Origin of the sequence: Flavobacterium degerlachei, assembly GCF_900106645.1 — a bacterium.
Classification (GTDB): domain Bacteria; phylum Bacteroidota; class Bacteroidia; order Flavobacteriales; family Flavobacteriaceae; genus Flavobacterium; species Flavobacterium degerlachei.
Genome location: NZ_FNMV01000001.1, coordinates 337,358 through 359,616, shown reverse-complemented (window position 1 = coordinate 359,616; position 22,259 = coordinate 337,358). Strand labels below are relative to the sequence as shown.

18 protein-coding genes are annotated in these 22,259 nt (G+C 34.1%); 6 read left to right on the top strand and 12 right to left on the bottom strand.

Features of this window, described 5'->3' with window-relative positions:
* Positions 1-485: 485 nt before the first annotated feature.
* From BLV91_RS01545 to BLV91_RS01530, 4 genes are all read right to left on the bottom strand, one after another.
* The gene (locus BLV91_RS01545) at positions 486-1,613 is read right to left on the bottom strand and encodes a glycerate kinase (protein ID WP_091428830.1); all 1,128 of its coding nucleotides are present in this window, start codon (positions 1,611-1,613) and stop codon (positions 486-488) included.
* Positions 1,614-1,882: 269 nt separating this feature from the next.
* Complete coding sequence (locus tag BLV91_RS01540; RefSeq protein ID WP_091428823.1) at positions 1,883-3,505, bottom strand: sodium:solute symporter family transporter; 1,623 nt, start codon at positions 3,503-3,505, stop codon at positions 1,883-1,885.
* 18 nt (positions 3,506-3,523) lie between these two features.
* Entirely contained in the window at positions 3,524-4,834 is a 1,311-nt protein-coding gene (locus BLV91_RS01535) for an amylo-alpha-1,6-glucosidase (RefSeq protein WP_091428820.1), read from the bottom strand.
* Positions 4,835-4,905: 71 nt separating this feature from the next.
* Positions 4,906-7,497, bottom strand: coding sequence for a TonB-dependent receptor (locus BLV91_RS01530; RefSeq protein WP_091428818.1), 2,592 nt, complete (start codon positions 7,495-7,497; stop codon positions 4,906-4,908).
* Positions 7,498-7,693: 196 nt separating this feature from the next.
* Between BLV91_RS01530 and BLV91_RS01525 the strand changes: the two genes are divergently transcribed.
* The 6 genes from BLV91_RS01525 (at position 7,694) to BLV91_RS01500 (ending at position 14,454) form a co-directional block, all read left to right on the top strand.
* Complete coding sequence (locus BLV91_RS01525) at positions 7,694-8,695, top strand: LacI family DNA-binding transcriptional regulator (RefSeq protein ID WP_245709581.1); 1,002 nt, start codon at positions 7,694-7,696, stop codon at positions 8,693-8,695.
* Positions 8,696-8,822: 127 nt separating this feature from the next.
* The gene (locus BLV91_RS01520) at positions 8,823-9,848 is read left to right on the top strand and encodes a hypothetical protein (RefSeq protein ID WP_091428814.1); all 1,026 of its coding nucleotides are present in this window, start codon (positions 8,823-8,825) and stop codon (positions 9,846-9,848) included.
* A 10-nt stretch (positions 9,849-9,858) separates the two neighbouring features.
* Positions 9,859-10,716, top strand: a complete 858-nt coding sequence (locus BLV91_RS01515; RefSeq protein ID WP_091428813.1) for a polysaccharide deacetylase family protein — start codon at positions 9,859-9,861, stop codon at positions 10,714-10,716.
* A gap of 372 nt (positions 10,717-11,088) precedes the next feature.
* Positions 11,089-12,525 (top strand): circularly permuted type 2 ATP-grasp protein, encoded by a 1,437-nt coding sequence (locus BLV91_RS01510; RefSeq protein WP_091428811.1) that lies wholly within the window; start codon positions 11,089-11,091, stop codon positions 12,523-12,525.
* 31 nt (positions 12,526-12,556) lie between these two features.
* Positions 12,557-13,510, top strand: a complete 954-nt coding sequence (locus tag BLV91_RS01505) for an alpha-E domain-containing protein (RefSeq protein ID WP_091428810.1) — start codon at positions 12,557-12,559, stop codon at positions 13,508-13,510.
* Positions 13,511-13,515: 5 nt separating this feature from the next.
* Positions 13,516-14,454 (top strand): transglutaminase family protein, encoded by a 939-nt coding sequence (locus BLV91_RS01500; protein WP_091428808.1) that lies wholly within the window; start codon positions 13,516-13,518, stop codon positions 14,452-14,454.
* An 85-nt stretch (positions 14,455-14,539) separates the two neighbouring features.
* Here BLV91_RS01500 and BLV91_RS01495 read toward each other — a convergent pair whose 3' ends face one another.
* From BLV91_RS01495 to BLV91_RS01460, 8 genes are all read right to left on the bottom strand, one after another.
* The gene (locus BLV91_RS01495) at positions 14,540-15,829 is read right to left on the bottom strand and encodes a murein hydrolase activator EnvC family protein (RefSeq protein WP_175513927.1); all 1,290 of its coding nucleotides are present in this window, start codon (positions 15,827-15,829) and stop codon (positions 14,540-14,542) included.
* Between the two features lie 23 nt (positions 15,830-15,852).
* Positions 15,853-16,623, bottom strand: coding sequence for a lipoprotein insertase outer membrane protein LolB1 (locus BLV91_RS01490; protein WP_091428804.1), 771 nt, complete (start codon positions 16,621-16,623; stop codon positions 15,853-15,855).
* 7 nt (positions 16,624-16,630) lie between these two features.
* The gene (locus tag BLV91_RS01485; protein WP_091428802.1) at positions 16,631-17,974 is read right to left on the bottom strand and encodes a tetratricopeptide repeat protein; all 1,344 of its coding nucleotides are present in this window, start codon (positions 17,972-17,974) and stop codon (positions 16,631-16,633) included.
* 78 nt (positions 17,975-18,052) lie between these two features.
* Complete coding sequence (locus tag BLV91_RS01480; protein WP_091428796.1) at positions 18,053-19,069, bottom strand: sugar nucleotidyltransferase; 1,017 nt, start codon at positions 19,067-19,069, stop codon at positions 18,053-18,055.
* 87 nt (positions 19,070-19,156) lie between these two features.
* On the bottom strand, positions 19,157-19,591 hold the full coding sequence (gene dut, locus BLV91_RS01475; RefSeq protein ID WP_091428795.1) for a dUTP diphosphatase: 435 nt from the start codon (positions 19,589-19,591) through the stop codon (positions 19,157-19,159).
* A gap of 135 nt (positions 19,592-19,726) precedes the next feature.
* Positions 19,727-21,193: a lipopolysaccharide biosynthesis protein gene (locus tag BLV91_RS01470; RefSeq protein ID WP_091428794.1), complete on the bottom strand. Its 1,467-nt coding sequence runs from the start codon at positions 21,191-21,193 to the stop codon at positions 19,727-19,729.
* 74 nt (positions 21,194-21,267) lie between these two features.
* Positions 21,268-21,729, bottom strand: a complete 462-nt coding sequence (locus tag BLV91_RS01465) for a hypothetical protein (RefSeq protein WP_139262250.1) — start codon at positions 21,727-21,729, stop codon at positions 21,268-21,270.
* An 11-nt stretch (positions 21,730-21,740) separates the two neighbouring features.
* Positions 21,741-22,184, bottom strand: a complete 444-nt coding sequence (locus BLV91_RS01460) for a GNAT family N-acetyltransferase (RefSeq protein ID WP_091428790.1) — start codon at positions 22,182-22,184, stop codon at positions 21,741-21,743.
* Positions 22,185-22,259: the final 75 nt, after the last annotated feature.

Here is a 22,259-nt window from a genome sequence, read left to right as displayed (position 1 = left end):
CTCTTTTCCTATGTTTCTATGTGGTTAAACTAAAGATAAGCCTTTGGCTATAATTAATATAAAATTAATTAATCTACTAAATAAAAAGTTAAACCACATAGAAACATAGATTTTATAAATCTTAAAAGTCGTTCCACTTTATTATAGAAAAACATAGCTATGTGAATCCAATAATTGGGCTATCCAACTCTTTTTTCTCTATGTTTCTATGTGGTTAAAAAAATTTAAAGTGAATATAACCAGTAGCTGTAATTAATCTAATAAAAAAAATAACCACTTAGGAACATAGATTTTATAAATCTTAAAAGTCGTTTCACTTTATCATAGAAAATCATAGCTATGTGAATCCAATAATTGGGCTATCCAACTCTTTTATTCTAAGATTGATTCCTAGCAGAGCTACTTCTTTAAAACACAACAAAGACCGCCATTTCTGACAGTCTTTGTTGTAATTTGATTCAAGCCTTTTTTTAAATTCAAAAAAATCAGTTTGCCTTATGTTCTTTTATCAATTTATGCGCTATTCCATTTATGTGCAAAGCAGCATTTTTCATAGCATCGGCAGTAGTAACACCTAATTCCATAATCGAAGCAATACTTTTAGGATGTAAGTTTTCTTGTATTAGTTTCTCGTCTTTTACAATTCCAGAAATAATCGAAAACGGAATGTTGTTTTGAATCGCTCTTTCGCTAATTCCCTTGATAACTTTGCCTTCAATAGTTTGCTTATCGACAGAACCTTCTCCTGTGATTATTAAATCAACTTGGTCTTTTAGCAATGCATCAAAACCCGTTTGTTCCATCACAAAATCAATTCCTGATTTAATTGTAGCATTCAAAAAGCAAACTGCTCCTGCTCCCAATCCTCCGGCTGCTCCAGCTCCTAGAATTTCAGCCACTTCCTTATGCAAATATTTAGAAACCTGTTTGCTGAAATTTTGCAATCCTAGGTCTAATGTTTCTATTTCTTCTGATGAAGCTCCTTTTTGGCCGCCATAAACATAAGCTGCACCATTTGGCCCGTACAAAGGGTTTTTTACATCACAAACCACGGTAAAATTGATATCACTTAAAGTGAAAAGTAATTTGTCATTTTCAATTTTGTGAATACTTAGCAACGATTTTCCAATGGGCTCTATACTTTTATTATCGGCATTATAAAATTGATAGCCTAAAGCTGTTGCCATTCCTATACCTGCATCATTTGTTGCGCTTCCGCCAATGAACAACACAATGTTTTTAAAACCTTTTTGGACGGCATCTAAAATTAATTGACCCGTTCCGAAGGTCGTCGTATTGCAACAGTTTTTTTCTTCTTCCCTTAACAGTTGAAGTCCAGATGCATTAGACATTTCTATATAAGCCGTGTCTTCAGAAACCATATAAGTAGCCGTAATATCTCTAAATAAAGGATCTTTTACAAGTAACGAAACTGTTTTTAGTTCAAAGTAGTTTTGCAATATATCAAGTGTTCCCTCACCTCCATCTGCAAGCGGATGCTTGATGGTTTCAATAGAAGAATCAAATTTCTTAATTCCATTTTCTATGGCGAGACAAACTTCTAACGCTGATAGGGATCCTTTGAATTTATCTGGTGCAATGACAACTCTCATTTTCTTTATTTTATTACAGAATCATTGGTCACAGTGACTCTTTATTCGACAAAAATTAAACTAAAAACAGCCCTCCTAATATTCTGAGTACAAAACCAAATGAACTAATTATAGAAACCAAAATTAGAAATGCAAATAACATTTCAATTATTACTTTCAAAATCGTCGAAATTAGGATTGCTGTTTAATCATTCTTTTATAAAACTAAAAACAGTACAATTATAATTTAAATCGTACTGTTTTTAGATTGCAATTCACCTATTTAATCATCATTTCACCATCGCTAAAAGTGTTGGTAAACTGAAACTCACTGCTAATATGATTAAGAAAAATACAGCTAATATGATTATATCTTTTGAAAAAATATCTCCTCTATTTACCTTAAACTCAATATTAATATCTTCATTTTTTTCGGTTTTAAACAAAGCACTAAATACTAATGCTAAAACGAAAGTGATTACAAATCCAGTAAGGTTAAACCAAATCCAGAAGATATCATCAAAGAAAAATTTGATAGCAACATTTATCAAAACTCCTCCTATGATTCCCACATTCATACCAATATAATTGACTCTTTTTACTAAAATAGCAATTATAAAAGTGGCTAAAATAGGACCATAAAATTGCGATGAAATCATGTTTATCAATTCAATCACTGTCCCTCCGTTATTCCCAAAAAGGTAGGCCGAAGCAATACAAACAACACCCCAAAACACAATTGAAATCTTAGAGAATTTCATGTATTTTGCTTGACTTAATTTTACTTTACCTCTATTAAAAAGATCTTCAACAGTTACCGCTCCAAGTGAATGTATTGTAGCACTCACAGAAGACATTGCCGCAGATAAAATCCCAACAATTAAAATCCCAATTAAACCGTGTGGCAAATATTTCATAATAAAAACAGGCAACATCAAATCAGGTTTGATTCCGTTTTTTAAGAATTCTTCAGGATAATTTTTTTGAGTCAAAGACGCAATTTCATTCATGAAATCAGGTGTCAAATGCACTAATGCACCTACTATTAAACCCATAATACAATAGGTCAACACCACTGGAAAACGCAACAATCCGTTAGTCAATAATATTTTCTTAGCCGCATTTTCATCCTTTGCAGAAATTAATCGCTGCGCTTGTGTTTGATCAGTACCGTAATAAGAAAGGTATAAAAACAAACCTCCCAGAACCATTGGCAACAGCCCATAAGTTCCACCGTCAAAACCAAGATTAGGAATGTCAATTACTTGTAAGCGTTCACTATCAAAACCTGTAAAATTAGGATTAGCTTTAAGAACATCCCATCCATAATAAATACAAATCAGTAAACCTCCGAACAAGATCACCATTTGAATGGCATCACCCCAAACTACGGCTTTCATTCCGCCCATGTAGGAATACACAATGGTGATTATGGTGATTAAAAGAATGGTCCAGTGAAAACTAATATCCAGTACCGATTGCAAAATAATCGCAATCGTATATACTCCCACCCCAGTTGATAACGAGCGACTTATTTGAAAAACAAGACTCAAAACAATACGTGTTGAAGTAGAAAAACGTCTCTCTACGAACTCATAAATACTGACTATATTAGCACGGTACAATGGTGGAACGATTATTAAAATAATCCCTATCATAGCCAATGGAACGGCCAGCTCAAATGTCAACCACTTCATTCCACCACCCTGCGCTAACCCAACAAACGCAGGAGCAGATATAAAACTAATTGCAGAGAGCTGGGTCGCCATCGCTGATAAACTCAAGGGAAACCATCCCATATCCTTACCACCCAAAAAATAATCTTTGGCGTCTTTGTTTTCTTTAAAAACAAAACCTAATCCTAAAAAAGCAATTAAGTAAACAATTACTACCGTATAGTCAATCCAGTTCATAATGATTCGTTTTTTATATTAATTGTCTAACATGTCCAAAAACAAAGCTGCACTCCAAGAGAAGTTTGCTCCGCCGTAACCTTTACTTCCTTCAGTATGTTCCGATTTTCTTGGATCAAAATATTCATAAAAACCAGCCTTTGTAATCAACTCCATTGTATCTGATTTTACTCTGGCAGCAATATCATCATATCCATAATCCTTTAATCCATTATATAAAATCCAATTTAAATTGATCCAAACCGGACCTCTCCAATACTTTTTAGGATTAAATCTTTCATTAGTAGGATCGAAAGACGCACACAAGTACATATCGTCACCTCCAAATTTAGTCATCATTGTTTGTATTATAGTCGCTGCTTGTTCCTTACTTGGAATTCCTGCGAATAATGGAGTGAACGAAGACGAACTTACAAAACGAATTGGTTTTTCATTTCTTAAATCATAATGGATATAAGCACCTAATTCCGCATCGTATAATTTAGTGTTAAATGAAGCTTTACTTTTAGCCTGCCATTGCTCTAGTTGCTTGATTTTGTCTTCGTTTCCACCTATTATTTTATACAAGTCAATTAGTGCTTCATTAGACTTAATCAACATGGTGTTAAAAAGAGGATCTTGTACCAAAAACGGAGACAGCTCAGCAATCTTTTTATCATCGTAATTATGCTCTTTTGCTATTTCGATAATATGCAAATAATGGTCGTATTCTCTATTTGAAGGTCTTTGAGAAGCATCAACGTGAGTAGTGTCTCTTCGCTCAAAAGTATAAGAAGGAGGGTTCATTGTATCCCAAATGTCATCCCATAAAGGGGAATTATCCGTTCCTGACTCCCAGTTGTGGTAAATGTAAACTAAGCCTTCATTTTGAGGATCTCTATTTTTATAAAAATACTGATGATTTTCATACACCTTATCAATATTGTCTTTGATAAAATCTAAAACATCTTTTTTATCAGTAGCAATCTGATACATTTTTTCTAATGTGAAACCCAATACTGGTGGCTGTGTCATTCCTGTTGAAGGATAGGCATCATTAGATTCCGGATGTAATTTTGATAAATGAAAATCACGTCCTGGAAAATAACTATCTGTCTCAACATGAAATACAATATGCGGAATAAATCCATTCCCCCATTGTGCATCTAAAAGTGTTTTCATTTCTCTTTTGGCTTTTTCCATATCGTAATGGGCAAAACCAATGGCTATAAATCCAGAATCCCATTTCCATTGAAAAGGGTATAATCCTTTACAAGGGATAGAATATCCTTTTTCTTGAAAATTTCCATCTAATACATTTTGCGCTTCAATAACCAAATCTTTTTTCATACCGTTTTTTTTATTTTTATTAAAAGGATGTCTTGATAGTTTAATACCAAGACATCCTGGATAATATTATATTAGAAACTAAATGTTAAGTTAACCAAAGCCGTTCTTGGGATAATTGGTCTTCCTACAAAAAATTCTTCTTCTGTTTGATTGTTTCCTATTCTAGGTGATCCTTCAGTAATTCCATCAGAGTTTAATAAGTTAAAACTTTGAAGTCCTAAACGTAAAGTCTCGTCACTTTGTCCAATATTAAAAGTGTACCCAAGGTTTAAATCTACTATACCAAAACCTTCTAACTTGATTGTATTAGCCTCATTTGCAAATTTATCACCTGCATAACTATAGTCAAGGTTAGCATCAAAGTTTGCTTTATCATATGACAATCCTAATTTTGACATCACATTAGGCTGTCTTACTAATTTGTTTCCTACGATTGCAGGTGTTTTTTCAGACTTAGTAACCTCATGTTTTTGATAGGTAAAAGTTCCGTTGAAGGTAAATCCTTCAATAAATCTCCAGTTCCAAGTAGTCTCTAAACCGTATGATTTTGTGCTTTGTTTGTCAACTTTTTCAATAAGAGCTGCACTATTTGGGTCATTGATAAATTCAATCGCTCTTCTATCAGATAAGTTCAACATAAATGCAGCAAGAGTTCCTGAGAATGAACCTTTACCATATTTTAAACCCGCTTCTCCTTGTACAATTTTTTCAGATGTGTATGATGATGGATTGTCAAATGCGTCAAATTTCACACTTCTTAATTCTGGGAAGAAATAACCTCTAGAAAAGTTTCCGTAAACACTTGCGTTATCATTCACTTTGTACAAAGCTGCTAAAGCAACTGCAAAGTCATTAGCTGAAACGTGTCCTGTTTGAAAAGAACCTGTACCCCAAACTACATTATCCAAATTTGAAATACCTGTATTATCTACAGTATATGATTTTGTTTTTTCGTTTTCAATATTCCCTGAAGCTGTTTCATGACGAATACCAATATCAAAATTCCAACGATCTAATTTAATCTCATCTGCAAAAAAGAAAGCTAATTTATTACTTGAGATATTTCTGTTTGTATAACCTACTCCTCTATTTGTAATTCCGTTTACAGTATATCCAGATAAGTTAACTAAATCTGGGCGGTTGCTGTATTCACTTAAATAACTAGTTGTTACATTAAAGTCACCTGCCTCAGATCTTGACATAAAAGTCCCTCCTGTTAGAGTATGAATTCCTGTTTTATAACTTAATTTGATATCTGAAACCAATTCACTTAAAGGTCTGTTTCTATCCAATATTCTATTTTCAAATAAACGAGCATTAGGATCTAAAGCAGTACCGTTTTGTAATGTAAAATTTCCTGTAGTTAATCCTCTAGCATCTTTATATTCTTGTTGCGTTTCAACAGCTTTTGCTCCGCTAACTCCACTTCCATCTAAAAATAAATTAAACTGGTGCTCGTATTTAGATTTTCTGATTTTTGCATCAATTTTAAGATTGTCATTAAAGTTGTGTACAAAATTAGTCATGAAATATCCTCCTTTTGTAGATACCCCATCTCTAATAGGAGAAGTGTACATTCCGTTTGGAGTTTTGTATGAAAAGTTAGATGCAGCTACAGTTTGTAAAGTCAAGATTTCGTTTCCATCATTTCCAGTAGGTCTGTTTCTAGTTCCTCCCTCAAGTGGGTAAGGCAAGAAAAACTGTACTTGATCGTCAATAAATTGTCCTGAAAAAGTAATTGATCCTTTTTCTGTTTCTTTCTTAATATTACCTCTCAACTGATATCCTTCAGTAGGTAAACCCGTTTTTATTGGTCCTTCATCATATCTATAAAAACCTGTCAATGCATAAAATAATTTTGAATCTTTACCTCCTAATTGTCCACTTGTCAAGAAGTCAGCTTTATATCTTGAGTTAGTTCCTAACTCTAATTTCAAAATGTTTTTTGGTGTTTCAGAACCTGTTACACTTGTGTAGTTAATAATCCCTGCAACTGAACCTACTCCGTACAATACAGAAGATCCACCACGTACAAATTCTAAACTTTTAATTCCGATGTCAGTTCTAAAATAAACATCATGAGCTGATGAGTTTAGACCAAAAGTTGCCAAAACTGGCATTCCATCAATTTGTAAAGGATTAAACTGGAATTGTCCTCCAGAAGGTAAACCTCTCACAAACACGTTTGATGCTACCTCTCCACCTCCGTTTTCAGTAGTAATTCCAGGAATACTTCTTAAAATATTAGCTTGGCTACTTGTGTTTAACTTGGTTAAATCTTTTGCACTTAAAGATGTAATAGAAAGTGGCGTTTCTTTTTGTGATCTCTTACTAGAACTCACTGTTAAAACTACCTCGTCCAAACTTTCAATACTTTCTTTTAATGAAAAGTTTACTGTTACATCTCCAGAAATTGTTATCGATTTAGTTTGTGGAAAAAAGCCAATAAAAACCCCTTTAATTTTTTGTGCACCAGTCTTAGCTGTTTTGATAGTAAAATTACCATCAATATCTGTTGTAGCGCCATCATTTGTTCCTACAATCACAACATTTGCTGAAGGGATGGGATTGTTTTGTTCATCAGTAACCGTCCCTTTAACGGTAGATTGCGAATAGGAATAAGTTCCTATAAGCAGTAAAAAAACTTTAATATACTTTTTCATAACATGGTTTAATTAAGTTAATCTTTTGGTTATTTGTTTGGCTAAATTAAAATCGATTTCGTTGTTTTGATGCTAAATTTCAATCGAAAACTTCCGCAAACGTTTGCGGTAACGTTTGCGAACAAGAATAAAATTAGTACTTTTGCTATTATATCTATAAAAAATGCGCAAAAAAAATATTATTACCTTAAAAAAAATGGCTTTTGAATTAGGATTGTCTATTTCAACCGTTTCCAGAGCATTAAATAACCATATAGACATCAGCGATGAAACAAGAGAGCGAGTTAAGGCTTACGCCAATAAAGTAAAATACGCGCCAAATCTATTTGCGAAAGGGTTTCGCTCCCAAAAATCAAATATAATTGGAGTAATTATTCCTGATATCGAACATCAATTTACATCTACGTTATTAAGAGGAATACTTTCAACGGCAGAATTAAGTGGTTATAAAGTTATTATTTGCGAATCTTTCAATAATGAACGTAAACAAGCCGAATTACTAGAAACAATGAGTCAGTTTGGAGTAGATGGTGTTTTATTATCCTTGACCAAAAAAACTCAAAATGTGGAGGAAATTCTAGAAATGACACAACACATCCCGTTGATATTGTTTGACAGAATTTCAAATAAAGTGCCTTGTACGCAAATAATTATTGATGATGAGGATGCCGCATTTAAAGCCGTGGAACACCTGATTACTATTGGCAAAAAAAGAATTGCAATTCTTAAAGAAACAGATAGTTCCAATGTTTCTGAAAGACGATTTCAAGGATACCTACGAGCATTAAAAACATACAATTTAGAGGTAGACGAGAGTATTATACTAAGCTCTGAAGACCTTTCTATCGAAGAAGGCGAGCGACTAACCACCGTTTTACTAAGTCTTCAAAATAAACCGGATGGGATATTTACTATAATAGACGAGGCAGGCATTGGGGCAATTATGCAACTCAAAAAAAATAAAGTTAAGATTCCAAAGGAAATTGCAGTAGTAGGTTTCAGTAATTCTAGATTCTCTACAATCATAAAACCTAGTTTATCCAGTATTGATCAGCCAGGGAACAGGATAGGTGAAGTTGCCGTTAAATATCTAATTGAAGAAATTAATACTGAAAATGAAGTCAGCCATAAAACAATCGAAATAAAAACCAATCTCATCATTAGAAAATCCTCTTTTAATCCATTAAAAAGCAAATAGAACTATTGATTCGCAGTAAATTTCACGTCATTTCTATCGCAAATAATATTATAAAATCTAACTGTCTAAACGTAATAAATGCGACATAAATAGGTTTACCTTTGTAGTAAACACCTATACCTATTTTATGAAAAAGACAGCAATTACCTTCCTTATTTTTACCCAATTAATTTTACTTTCCAGTTGCAATCAAGGTAAAGCTGCCGATGAAGTGAAAGGAAATGAAAAAATTACAGAAGTAAAGATAGATTCTGTAAAGAAAAAGGCCCAAGCTACAATCGACACTGTAGACTACAATAAAAGAATGATTGCGCTAAGCAACAACGACACTACCGGAAGGTGGCCAGTTAAAACTCCTTATCCTTTGCCTGGAGCTTTATTGCCGTACAACAGAATAATTGCTTTTTACGGAAATTTATATTCTACAAGAATGGGGATTTTAGGTGAAATCCCAAGGGAGCAAATGATAGCAAAACTGCAAGGTGAGGTTGCCAAATGGAACGCAGCCGATTCTACGGTAAAAGCGATTCCCGCATTACATTACATAGCCGTTACAGCTCAAGGATCGCCAGGAAGCGCAAACATGTATCGCATGCGCATGCCGTTCAAACAAATAGATACCGTTCTTAAATGGGCAAAACCCATTGATGCTTTGGTGTTTTTAGACATTCAAATAGGACACAGTACTGTTAAAGCAGAAGTGAGCGAATTGATAAAATACCTTTCTTTACCCAATGTTCATTTAGGAATTGACCCTGAGTTTTCTTTGAAAAACGGTCATGTTCCTGGAACTAAAATTGGAAGTTTTACAGCCGATGATATAAATGACGCCATTGATATTCTAGCAAAGGTTGTTCGTGAAAACAAACTAACGCCTAAAGTCCTTGTTGTACACCGTTTCACCCAAGGAATGGTAACCGACTATAAAAGAATAAAAACGCTTCCTGAGGTTCAGGTAGTGATGGATATGGATGGTTTTGGAAGTAGAGTGTTAAAAAGATCAACCTATCTGACTTATATTTATAGAGAGCCGGTCCAGTTTACTGGTTTTAAATTGTTTTATAAAAATGACAATTGGAACAATTCAAAAATGTACACTCCAGAAGAATTGCTGAAATTCACACCAAAACCAAGCTATATTCAATTTCAATAAATACAGTACAATGAAAAATTATTTTGCCTGTCTGATTTTAGGACTTATCATTTTGGAAGGCTGCCAATCAAAAGCTGAGGAAACAAGCAAAGAGGATGTTCCACAGAAAACAACTTTGGTAAACGCTGTTGCAAAGGAAACTGAAGTACAGAAAGTGACCAATGATGCTGCCACTATTCTTTCAAAAAAAGAAGTTCCTATTTTGTGCTATCACAACATTAAGAATTTTGATGCTAATGCTGGTCCCATGACCAAAGTCTATTCAGTAAAACCAGCCAACTTTGCAGAGCAAATGAAAGCGTTATCTGATGCTGGTTATCATTCCATCTTGCCAGATCAATTGTACGAATATCTTGTACATGATGCTCCGCTACCTTCAAAACCAGTCATGATTACTTTTGACGATACGCGTGGCGAACAATTCAGCATAGGAGCTGCCGAAATGAACAAATACGGTTTCAAAGGGGTTTTCTTTGTTATGACGGTTTCAATCAATCGACCAAATTATTTGACAGCAGAGGAAATTAAAAAGTTATCAGATGACGGACATGTTGTTGGAGCTCATACTTGGGACCATCATATGGTGACGAAATATTCAGGTGACGACTGGAACACTCAATTGGTTAAACCTAAGAAAAAATTAGAAGACATCATCGGAAAACCAGTTACTTACTTTGCTTACCCATTTGGTTTATGGAACAAAGAAGCCATTCCTAAAGTAAAAGAAAGTGGCTATGAAATGGCATTTATCCTTTCGACTAAAAGAGATTCAATAGACCCGCTATACACCATCAGACGTATGATTGTTTCTGGTACATGGAATACGGAAGGAATGATGAGATCCACAGAATCCACTTTCAAAAAATAAATTGATTGTGGTTTGCAATTTAAAAAAACACCGCTTTTTCCTAATAATTCATAGTACAAGAATAAAATCCCCAAGCACCACTACTTGCATTCGTTTTATAAGTTGGTTTCTAAACTACAAAAGATCCGCATACCTCTGTTTTAAAGGCTTTTTACTTATTAGTAGTATATAAAACACTGTTAATAAGTAAAAAAAAAAGATGAAAAAATAACTATTCTTAAATACAAAGCCAACATAAAGAGAATTATATATTTGTCTTGAATTTTTCAATAAAAATTTTATTTGAAAGTATTAAAACCGTATTTTTAACTAAAAAATTACAGTTTATTTACAACAAACTGGTTTTTCATTAATTATTCAACAACAGAGGACATGGTAAAATTAACACCTAATTTAAACCCAAGGGGATGGGATGAAATGTTTTCTAAAAATGGCGTAAGAGACTCATATCGTCAAGTATTACAAACATTAGAAAGTTTAAATCTTGAAACGTTAAATAAGAAACACAATCTCGCTTCGGATATTTTCATGAACCAGGGAATTACATTTACGGTTTACAGTGATGAAGATCAAGGAATAGAACGAATTTTCCCGTTTGATATAATTCCTAGGATTCTTACAAAAAATGAATGGGATGAAGTAGAAACGGGAATAGCACAGCGTTTAAAAGCCCTTAATTTATTTTTAGAAGACATCTACAATGACCAACTCATTGTAAAAGAAGGTATCATTCCAGCTGCACTAATAACAAGCTGCCCGCATTATATGCCAGAAGTTCATGGTATTAAAGTACCTCATGACATTCATGTTCATATTGCAGGTATTGATTTAATAAGAGGAGAGAAAGGTGAATTTTATGTCCTAGAAGACAATTTACGATGTCCTAGTGGTGTAAGTTATATGTTAGAGAATAGAGAAATCACTAAGCGAATTTTCCCAGAGATGTTTAGCGCTAACAATGTTAGTATGGTCGCTAACTACCCTATGATACTTCATAATATCTTAGTGTCCCTTTCTCCTAGAAACATTTCGAAGCCTAATGTGGTTTTAATGACTCCAGGGGTATATAATTCTGCTTATTACGAACATACTTTTTTAGCTAGACAAATGGGAATTCCATTAGTTGAAGGACGAGATTTAGTGGTAAATAACGGTAAAGTTTATATGAAAACAACTTCAGGTCTTCAGCAAGTTGATGTTATTTATAGACGCTTAGACGATGAATATTTAGATCCATTAGTATTTAGACCAGACAGCGCCTTGGGAGTTCCTGGTTTAATAAGTGCTTACAAATTAGGCACAGTAGCCTTAGTTAATGCAGTAGGAAATGGCGTTGCAGATGATAAAGCGGTTTATGCGTATGTCCCTGAAATGATTCGTTATTATCTAAATGAAGAACCTATTCTTAAAAACGTTCCGACCTACCAAATGGAAAATTTAGAAGAACGTGAATTTGTATTTTCCGATATGGGTAATATGGTTATTAAAGAAACCAATGGAAGTGGTGGTTACGGAATGGTTATGGGAAATAAAGCCACCGAAAAAGAATTAGAAGACGCTAAAATTGCTATTGTAAAGAATCCACGAAATTTTATTGCACAACCTATTATCCAACTCAGTACAGTTCCTTGTTTTATCGATGGAGAACTCAAACTCAGACATGTTGATTTACGACCTTACGCTTTATGTGGTCCTAATGGAGTGCAAATTGTACCTGGAGGTTTAACAAGAGTAGCCCTAACTGAAGGTTCGCTTGTTGTTAACTCTTCTCAAGGTGGCGGAAGTAAGGATACTTGGATAATGAAATAGTCAATACAAAAGAACCAATAAAACAAACACTATGGAAGTAAATATGCTAAGCCGAGTTGCTGATGGGATGTTTTGGCTCAACAGATACATGGAAAGAGCAGATGGCATGTTGCTTACGCTCAACACGCTTTATATCATGTCTTTTGATCAAGAAATAAATGACTATCACGGGTATAAACCATTATTAGAAAACTATACTAATTTATCTCCAGAGGAAATATTAGCAGTACAACACAATACTAACTTTGTATTAAAGCACATTATTTGTGAAGCTAAAAACACGAGCTCTGTGAAGTGTCTTATCTCTAAAGCTAGAGAAAATGCAAGAGGCTCTCAAGATAAAATTACCAAAGAATTGTGGGAACATATTAACTCTATGTATCATTTTATTAACGATCCAGAGTTACCCAAAAAACTAGAAACACCTGAAGCAAATTCAGTTTTAAGTAAAATCAATAAAGATTTTTTACTTTATAATGGTATTTATCAAGTTACAATGCCAAGAGGTTTGGGCTGGTCATTTTCTAGAATTGGAAAACATATTGAAAGATGTTTGCAAACCATATCTATGACACAGTCTTATTATGGGCCAATACAATATAACCTAGAAGGCAAAGAAGATTTGCTGTATTGGAGAAAATTATTATTGTCCCTTTCTGGCTATGAATTTTATCAAAAAAGTTATAGTAACATTGCTCACAATCGTAAGGTAGTACAGCACTTAATCTTTAATAAGGATTTTGCTCATTCAGTAATCTATACTTTAACATTACTAGAATCATATTTAAACACCATATTAAAAGACAACAATCAAAGCGAGGCGGTAACGATGCGCAATCAATTTGGCCGACTAAAAAGCTCTTTGGAGTTTACCGATTATCACCAACTTACGAATCAACAACTAGAAGATTTACTGAACAATACAAGGACACAAATAACTCAATTTTCGATTGATTTCTCTAAATTATTCTTCTCTTATTCCTAAAAAAAATGGCTACTTTCAATATTGTTCATATCACGAAATACCAATATAACCGGCCAATTAATGAAAGTATTAATGAAATCAGGTTGTTTCCTCATAATTTTGAAAATCAAGAGGTACTGGAATTTCAGCTTTCGATTACTAAAAACCCACAGATTACCATCACCACAGATTACCATGGGAATCGTGTGGGAAACTTCAATATTATGGAGCCGCACTCAGAAATGATTGTTGAGTCTAAGATGTTAGTGCGTACAACACATTCACAAAAAATACCCGAAATAGACCATGTGAAAGTAGCAGACTTAGTAGCTAAACTAGAGAATGATGTTTATTTATTAAGACTATCATATCCAGAAAAAATTAAGAAGCAAGAAGAAATTATCAAGATTTTAAAAGAAATTGATTCCAGTGACAAATCGATTATTGCAATTGCACAACAATGCAACGAATATATATTTACTAATTTTACGTATACTAAAGGAATTACGAATATCGAAACCACACTAGATGAGATTCTAGAACATCGAAAAGGGGTTTGTCAAGATTTTGCCCTTGTCTTATTACAACTTCTTAGAACTGCTGGTATTCCATCAAGGTATGTAAGTGGTTATATCTGTCCTAATGAGAGTGGCCTTAGGGGTGAAGGCGCAACACATGCATGGGTAGAAATTTACTCCCCCATACAAGGTTGGCTAGGTATTGATCCTACAAATAATATTTGGACCATGGACAATCACGTAAAGCTCTCCGTAGGCCTTAACTTTATTGAATGCACGCCTATTAAAGGAACATTTAAAGGATTGGCGAAGCAAACACTATCTGTATCGGTTTCTATCGGATATGAAGACGGTAGGCATTTTGAGGAGGTAAACAATGTACAACTCCAAGATGTATCTGCTGAGGCAAAAGAAAAGCTCGATTATATTGAACAGCAACAACAATAATTCATTTTACTTTGTAGCAAAAAAAAAAGCGAATCATGTGATTGATTCGCTTTTTTTTTAAAACACTTAGTCTATTCTTGAACTATTATTTATTGCTCAACCAACCTTGTGGATTCGTGTAAGAGGTGTTTTGCAATAGCAAAAATTTAATTACCGTCTTACCGGTATCTCCATTAGTTCTCACTCTTCCCAAAGTCTGTTTTATGCTTACCTTATCTCCTTTGTTAACAGATACGGAACTTAAGTTTTGATAAATTGTAAAGTAATCTCCATGCTGGATCATCACTGCTTTATTAACTGGTGATAAAATCATGACACTGGCCACTTCCCCACCAAATACAGCTCTTGCCGAAGCACCTTCATTAGTAGTAATTTCTACTCCACTATTATGAATCACCAAAGTATTATAAATAGGATGGGCTTGATCTCCGTATCCTAATGAAATAAATCCTTTTTCCACAGGCCAAGGTAAACTACCTCTATTTGCTCTAAAGTTATCTGCTATTAATTTTGCTTCAGGTGTCAATTCAATTCTTGATGATGACACAGGTTCTTTAGCAACTGCAGCAGCAACTTCTTTTGGACTTGCATTCGAATTACTTGCCAATGCTTTAGCTCGTGCTTTCTCTAATGCCGCTTTTCTATTTGCTTCAGCAATAGCCTCGCGAATCAAACGATCGATTTGTTTGTCGATGGTTTTAGACTCCCTTTGCTTTTTCCTGATATCAGATACAATTCTGTTTTTGTCTTTCTTAATAGAATTTACCAGTTTTTCCTGCTCTTCTTTTTCCTTTACTAAACTGACTTTTTCCTTTTGGTTTTCAACAATCAATTTTTGCTTGGCAATTTTTTGAGCATTTAACTTGTTATTGTAATTAACAAGTTCAACCGATTTTGATTTTATTTCTTCTCCCTGGTTTTTTCTAAAACTAGTGTATTGCTTTAAATATTGCGCTCTTTTATAAGCCTGCAAAAAATTATCTGATGACAATATAAACATCGCTCGACTTTGTTCAGAACGGCTTTTATAAGACTTCACAATCATCTTTGCATAATCTTCCTTAAGAACACCTAGTTCTTTATTAAGCTTATTGATTTTCATCTGATTTATATACATATCATTAGCTAAATATTTAGCTTGCTTTTCAGTAGTATTAATCAAGATTTCTTTCAGTCTAATCTTGTTTTTTTGAATCATAAATACATTCATCGCCGACTTTTCCTTAGACTTAACTGAAAGTAATAACTTCTCGTTATCCCTAATTTCCTTTTGGATTTCGGCTTTACGTTGTTCTAATTTTTCTTGTTGGGAAGACTGACTCCAGAGCACAGAAGTCATGCATATAAATAGTAGGCTTACGAGAAATTTTGGCATCTTAAAAATATATTTGTGCAAATTTACTTAATTATAATTCTATTGTAACCATTTGGAACACTATATGGAAAAGAAAGTTCTTCATTGAAGGTTATGGTGTCATAATCCAGATTAATTTCAGATTTTCCTTTTGGCTGATACGTATGAATAACGACAGTCGCTGGCACAATTGCTTCTTTATATTCTTTAATGTAAGTATAGGCAACCTGGATCATTCTTCCTTCTGCCGTTTGTGTAATTTCTTGTCGGTTTACACTAAAATCACCCCCATTTATGTAGAACGTCTTCTTTGTGTTATCGTTTGCCATATCATCAAGACGGTACAAGCCTTCTACTAAAGACTCTGAATATTTTCCTTTTTTCAAATCATCTAATGCTTCCCCTATTAGCATGTTTTGGATTTTATCGAAGTCCAAATCAGTTCCCAGCCATTGGCTCAACGCGCTAAAATCACCTTCAAAATAAGTTCCTTTTATCTTTTCATAATAGCTAACAGATGTTGGCGTTATCGATGCTTTGGCCATCGTTATTCCCAGAAAACGAATACTTACCAATATTTGCTCGTCTTTCTTTATTTTTATTTCAGCGGTTACATTCTGAGACTGATTGTCGTCAGAATATTTTGCTTTTGCCTTTATATACAATGTCGAAAAATCACTTTTGTTGTCGTAATGTTTCGCAATTATGTTCTTTGCTTTCATGTAAGTTACTGGAGTTGTCGCCCCGGCCACAATAGCTTTTGATTTACAAGAAACCATAAAAACCACCACTAATACTGCTAAAAATTTATTCATTTGAATTTTATTTTTTTAATAATTGATTGGCTTTTGAGAAATAGAAATCCTTTTTCTTTGCGTCTCCCAAACCATTGTATGCTTCGCCAAGTTGAATATTGAAATTCGTTTCTAGTGAAAGATCATCAACCAGATAATCCAATCCCATTTCCAATATCTCTTTTGCTTTTTTATATTGAGCTAATTGATTGCTCCCTAAACCAGCATAGTAATAAAACTGTGGTTGCGTAGGAAAAACATCAATCATTTCCGTAGCGTTTTTCGCTAGCTTTTCAAACTGCTTGGTTTCGGTGTATGCTTGAAGCAAAAGTAAATTTGTTTCGATATCTACATCTGAGCCCTTTTTATTTGCCAGTTCATAATAGCTGACGGCCGAACTCCATTGTTTTTTTGTCTGATAAAACTTCCCTACTTCTTTTGCCACATTTACATCTGGATCATTATCAAAATAGCCTATGGCTTTTTCTAAATCAGGGGTAAACTGTGGATTTGAATTCACAAAAATCAAAAACTCATTTAAAACCCTGTGTTTTATTTTAGAATCAATTTTACTACTAGCCAAAGCCATATTCATAGCTATAACAGCCTTTGCTCCGTCCTTGTTCTCTAAATAGGTTTTAAACAAGCTGACTTGCGCCCATTCAGAAGTTGGAATTGCCAATTCTAGTTTACGCGCTGTTTCCAGCACTTTGTTTGTTTCGTTATTTTTAGAATACAAGAAAATCAGCGAAATATAATTAGACTCTTCTTTAGGATTCGCCTTGATTTGTCCGATTAAATTTTCTATTTCAGCATTCTGGTATTTCCCTTGTGATAAAATTTGCATTTTATACGCTTCCCTTCTATCCGATTTCCCTGAAGTTTCGTTGAGCTCATTGATAAGAGCCCATGCTTTATCATACTGATTCGTATTCATATAGAGCGATGTCAAATCCTCCTTGAATTTCGAATCAAATGGAATTAATTTATTGATAACATATATCGCGCCATTAAAATCCTTGGCTGCATAATTAACATCATACATCCCCACCCAAAACCATTTGTTTGTAGGGTCAATCTTCGCGGCATGTTCAAAAGAAGTGTAGGCATTTTTATAGTCTTTTAATGCCAAATAGTTTTTTCCCAATTCAAAATGAATTGTGGCATTTTCAGGTTCGATTTTTAAACATTGTTCTAAAGCGACAATCGCCTTATCGTAGTTTTCAATCCCTTTTTGCTTGAGTGACTCAAAGAAAAAATCCTGGAATTTGTTTACCTCCTGCTTAATCTCTTCCGGTTCCGTTTGTGCCCATAGCAATGCAGAATTGCTTAGCAAAACTAGAAATAGAATTAATAAACGCGATTTTTTCATTGAGCCCTTTATCATAGAAACGCAACAATTTAAAACTTGTTATGCTTTACTGGATTTTTAACTTTTTGTGATAAAAACTTATTCTAATACTGAATAATCTCCTATACTAACACTTGTAAAATCACCTTTAAAAGTAACATGATTCCCTATCATAGCATTGTCCAAATTTGCATTGGATATGTGCGCATGCGATTGAATCAAACTGTTTTTAATAGTACCACCTAATATATGACATCCTTTTCCTAAGGACACATTAGGACCAACAGTAGTGTTTGTCAAGGAAACATCTTCACCAATGAAACAGGGTGGAATAATAGTTGCATTTTCTAATCTTACCGTTCTGTGTACTAAATCAGCACCGTCTTTGTGAAGAAATCCTAGCATCCTTGAATTGGTTTCCACAGTTACATTCTTGTTTCCACAATCCATCCATTCATCAACACTACCGGTTTTAAAAACTTTACCATTAGCCATCATAGCTTTGATTCCGTCATTAATCTGGTATTCGCCTCCGTTTTGAATGTTGTTGTCCAATACAGTTTGTAATTCTTTTTTTAAATCACCCACTTCTTTGAAATAGTAAATTCCGATAACAGCTAGATCACTTACAAATTCAGCTGGCTTTTCAACTAATTCTGTGATTTCATTATTTTCTTTCATTTTAACTACTCCAAAAGCTTCTGGCTCGTCAACTTGTTTTACCCATATTACAGCATCTGCAGTAGGATCTAAATCAAAATCAGCTCTGATAAGCGTGTCTGCATAAGCAATAACTGCAGGTCCCGATAAAGATTCTTTCGCACACATAATTGCGTGTCCAGTTCCTAAAGGTAAATCCTGACGATAAATAGAAGCTTTCGCACCTAATCCTTCAGCCAATTCCTCTAAGCTTTTTACCACATCATCTCCAAAAAAAGCCTCATCACCAAGGATAAAAGCAATCTCGTCAATAGGTTCTTTTAGTATTCTAGCTATATCTTCTACTAATCTGTGTACTATAGGTTTTCCTGCAACTGGAATTAACGGTTTAGGAACTGTTAATGAATGTGGGCGAAGACGTGAACCACGTCCAGCCATTGGTACTATTATTTTCATGTTTTTTTATATTGAAAGATTAAATGATTGAAAAATTAAATGATTCTCTTCGAATTTTTAAATATTTCAATCTTTAAATTATTAAATTTATTTTACTCCCGTACTTCCAAATCCACCTTCTCCTCTTGAGGTTTCAGATAATTCCTGTACTTCTATCCATTCAGCGCGTTCGTGTTTTGCGATAATAAGTTGAGCGATGCGTTCTCCGTTTTGGATAACGAAAGCTTTATCGGATAAATTTACTAAAATCACACCAATTTCGCCACGGTAATCAGCATCGATAGTACCTGGACTATTCAGCACGGTGATTCCGTTTTTGAAAGCCAGTCCGCTTCTTGGTCGTACCTGCGCTTCGTATCCTATTGGCAATTCGATAAAAAGACCTGTTTTAACAACTGTTCTTCCTAATGGTTCTAAGCTTACTGATTCAGTTAGATTTGCCCTTAAATCCATTCCAGCCGAAGCTATCGTTTCATAATTAGGCAAGGCATGCTGGGATTTATTGATGATGTTTATTGTCATTATTTCTGTTTTTATGTTGGAACAAGTCGCTACTTTTCCCAAATTATGTTTTTATTTTTTAGCCCTGATGGAAGCGGCATCCTTTTCTTGACTTTTTAGGAAAGAAAAGATATAGCATACAGCAGGAAATAGCTCCTAACTATCTTTACCTTTTATAATTCTTATTAATGTTTCTTTTTCGTGATAATAAATGAAATATAGGAATGCTAATAGCAATGAAATTCCAACAAAATAGTTCTCTCTAAAGCCATAAAATGATACGGCCGAGAAGAATATAGATAAGGAAAGATAGCCTCCTATTTTCTTTAAGTCATAAGGAATGGGGTAATATTTATTGCCCAGATAGTATGAAATAAACATCATGTTACCATAAGCCGCAATTGTCGCGATCGCCGAACCGTAATAACTCATGGAAGGAATCAGCAAAAAGTTTAGCACTAAAGTTATTACCGCCCCCACAATGGAAATGTAAGCGCCATAGTAGGTTTTGTCTATTAGTTTGTACCAAACAGAAAGATTCGTGTAAATCCCTAAAAAGAAGTTGGCTAAAATAATCAATGGCACCACTTTCATCGCTACCCAATAAGAACTATCGCGAATCATAAGCAGTTTAAACAAATCAGCAAAAACGATCACTGACAACAAAATGAATGAGCCAAAGATGACAAAATATTTAGTAACCGTTGCGTAGGTCTGCGGCGCATTCTTATCAGATGAATGGCTAAAGAAGAAAGGTTCTATTCCAAGTGTATATGCGGTCCTATATAAAACCATGAACAACCCCAGTTTGTAGCAGGCGGAATAAACCCCCACTTCAGCTGTAGCAATATTTGAAGGTAATAGTTTTACCAGAAGAATTTTGTCAAATTGTTCGTTTATGGCAAATGCGATTCCGGCAACTAGTATTGGCAATCCATACCCCATCATTCGCTTCCATAAATCAAAATTGAATTTCCATTTTAAATAAACATAATCCGGCGATAGGGCAACAAAAGTCAATAGACTGGCAATGATATTAGCCAAGAATATATAGCCTATCTGAAAGTTTTCAACATACAGTGAACTTAGTAAACCATTTGGGCTTGCTTCAATCAGTTGTGGGATATAAATTAAGAAAACTACGCTCAGAATCAGGTTAACAAGTACGTTACCAATTTTTATCACGGCATACACCATAGGTTTCTGAAAAGCTCTCAATTTTGAGAACGGGATAATGACAAGAGCATCTAATGCTAAAATCCAAATTGTATAACCAATATACTGCGAATCTATTCCAGACCACTCAGCTAAATAATTACGAGACAATAGCGCGATGAACAAAAACCCAATCGTAGTCCAAAAAATGGACACCATAGAGGTTTCTACAACCGATTCCTTGTTGGACTCCTTGTTAAAAAACCTAAAAAAAGCGGTTTCCATACCGTAAGCCAAAATAACATTGAAAAATATCATAAAGGCAAAAATAACGGACAACTTTCCATACTCCTCTTTAGGAAGTAAGTCAGTATATAACGGTACTAACAAAAAGCTGAACATTCTCGGCAAAACTGTCGCGAGTCCGTAAATAACTGTTTGTTTAAAAAGATTTTTATATAATCCCAAAATGTTGTGTCTAATTTCTATTTAAAAGAACAAAAATAACTAATTCTTTGGTTTAATCATTGAAGGATACAGAATCATTGCGCCCTAGCAATCTCTCTGAGTTTAAAATAAATGGTATCACCGTTCTTTTGGTATTCCAGCATGGCCTCGTCCTTGTTTAATTCAAATTTTGATTTAACAATTACTGGTGGCTTATTCCCATATTCTTTTCTGCTATCACTATCTAAAATGATATCTTGAATTACTGGAGATTGAATGAAATGAGCAAGGTATTTCTTGTTTGATACTTTTTTAATTTCCCCAATTTGGTTTCTGAAATATACTTTTTGCAAGTTAATTTCCTCAGAAAGTGGTTCCTTAAATTCAATGTAAAAACTAAGCTTAACCGCTTGCTGTTGGTCATCGACCTTCTCAGTTTCATAATAAGTCCGCGCTATTTCCTGTGGAAATTCCATTTGTGTTTGGTATTTAGATCCGCAATAACTGAAGCATAACATCATCAACACTAGTAAAGTCAATTTTTTGAAAAATTCCATTGCATATTGATTTAAGATAGCCTCTCTTCATTTAATATTTTTAAAAAATGAAAACCTTTAGGCACATATCCTTGATTGTAATAAAAACGGTGTGCTGTAAAGTTCCCAGTATAAGCATCAAGTACGATCATGGTGCAATCTTCCTCTTTAGCTTTGACATCAACATAATCTGTAAGCATCTTGCCTAAACCTTTTGATCGGTGATCTGGGTGAACGATAAAATTGTCGATTTCTATATATTTTCCTGACCAAAGCTTAAACCCTGTCCAAAATCCAGTAACAGCAACGCATAAATCATTTTCGAAAATGGCTACTTGCTTGTAATTATGAGGAACCATTTCCTTAAGGTAGCCTTGATATTTCTCAGTAGTAAATGTGGGATACAAAAAGCGAATTACTTCAATAATTTGCAGCATTTCTTCTATTGTAGTCAGTTCCTTAATATCCAATTTCATTGTGAGTATAGAATTACATTAAAACTCAAAATTAAATATTTAAAAAGAATTGGCAACTGTAAAGACTCTTAAATA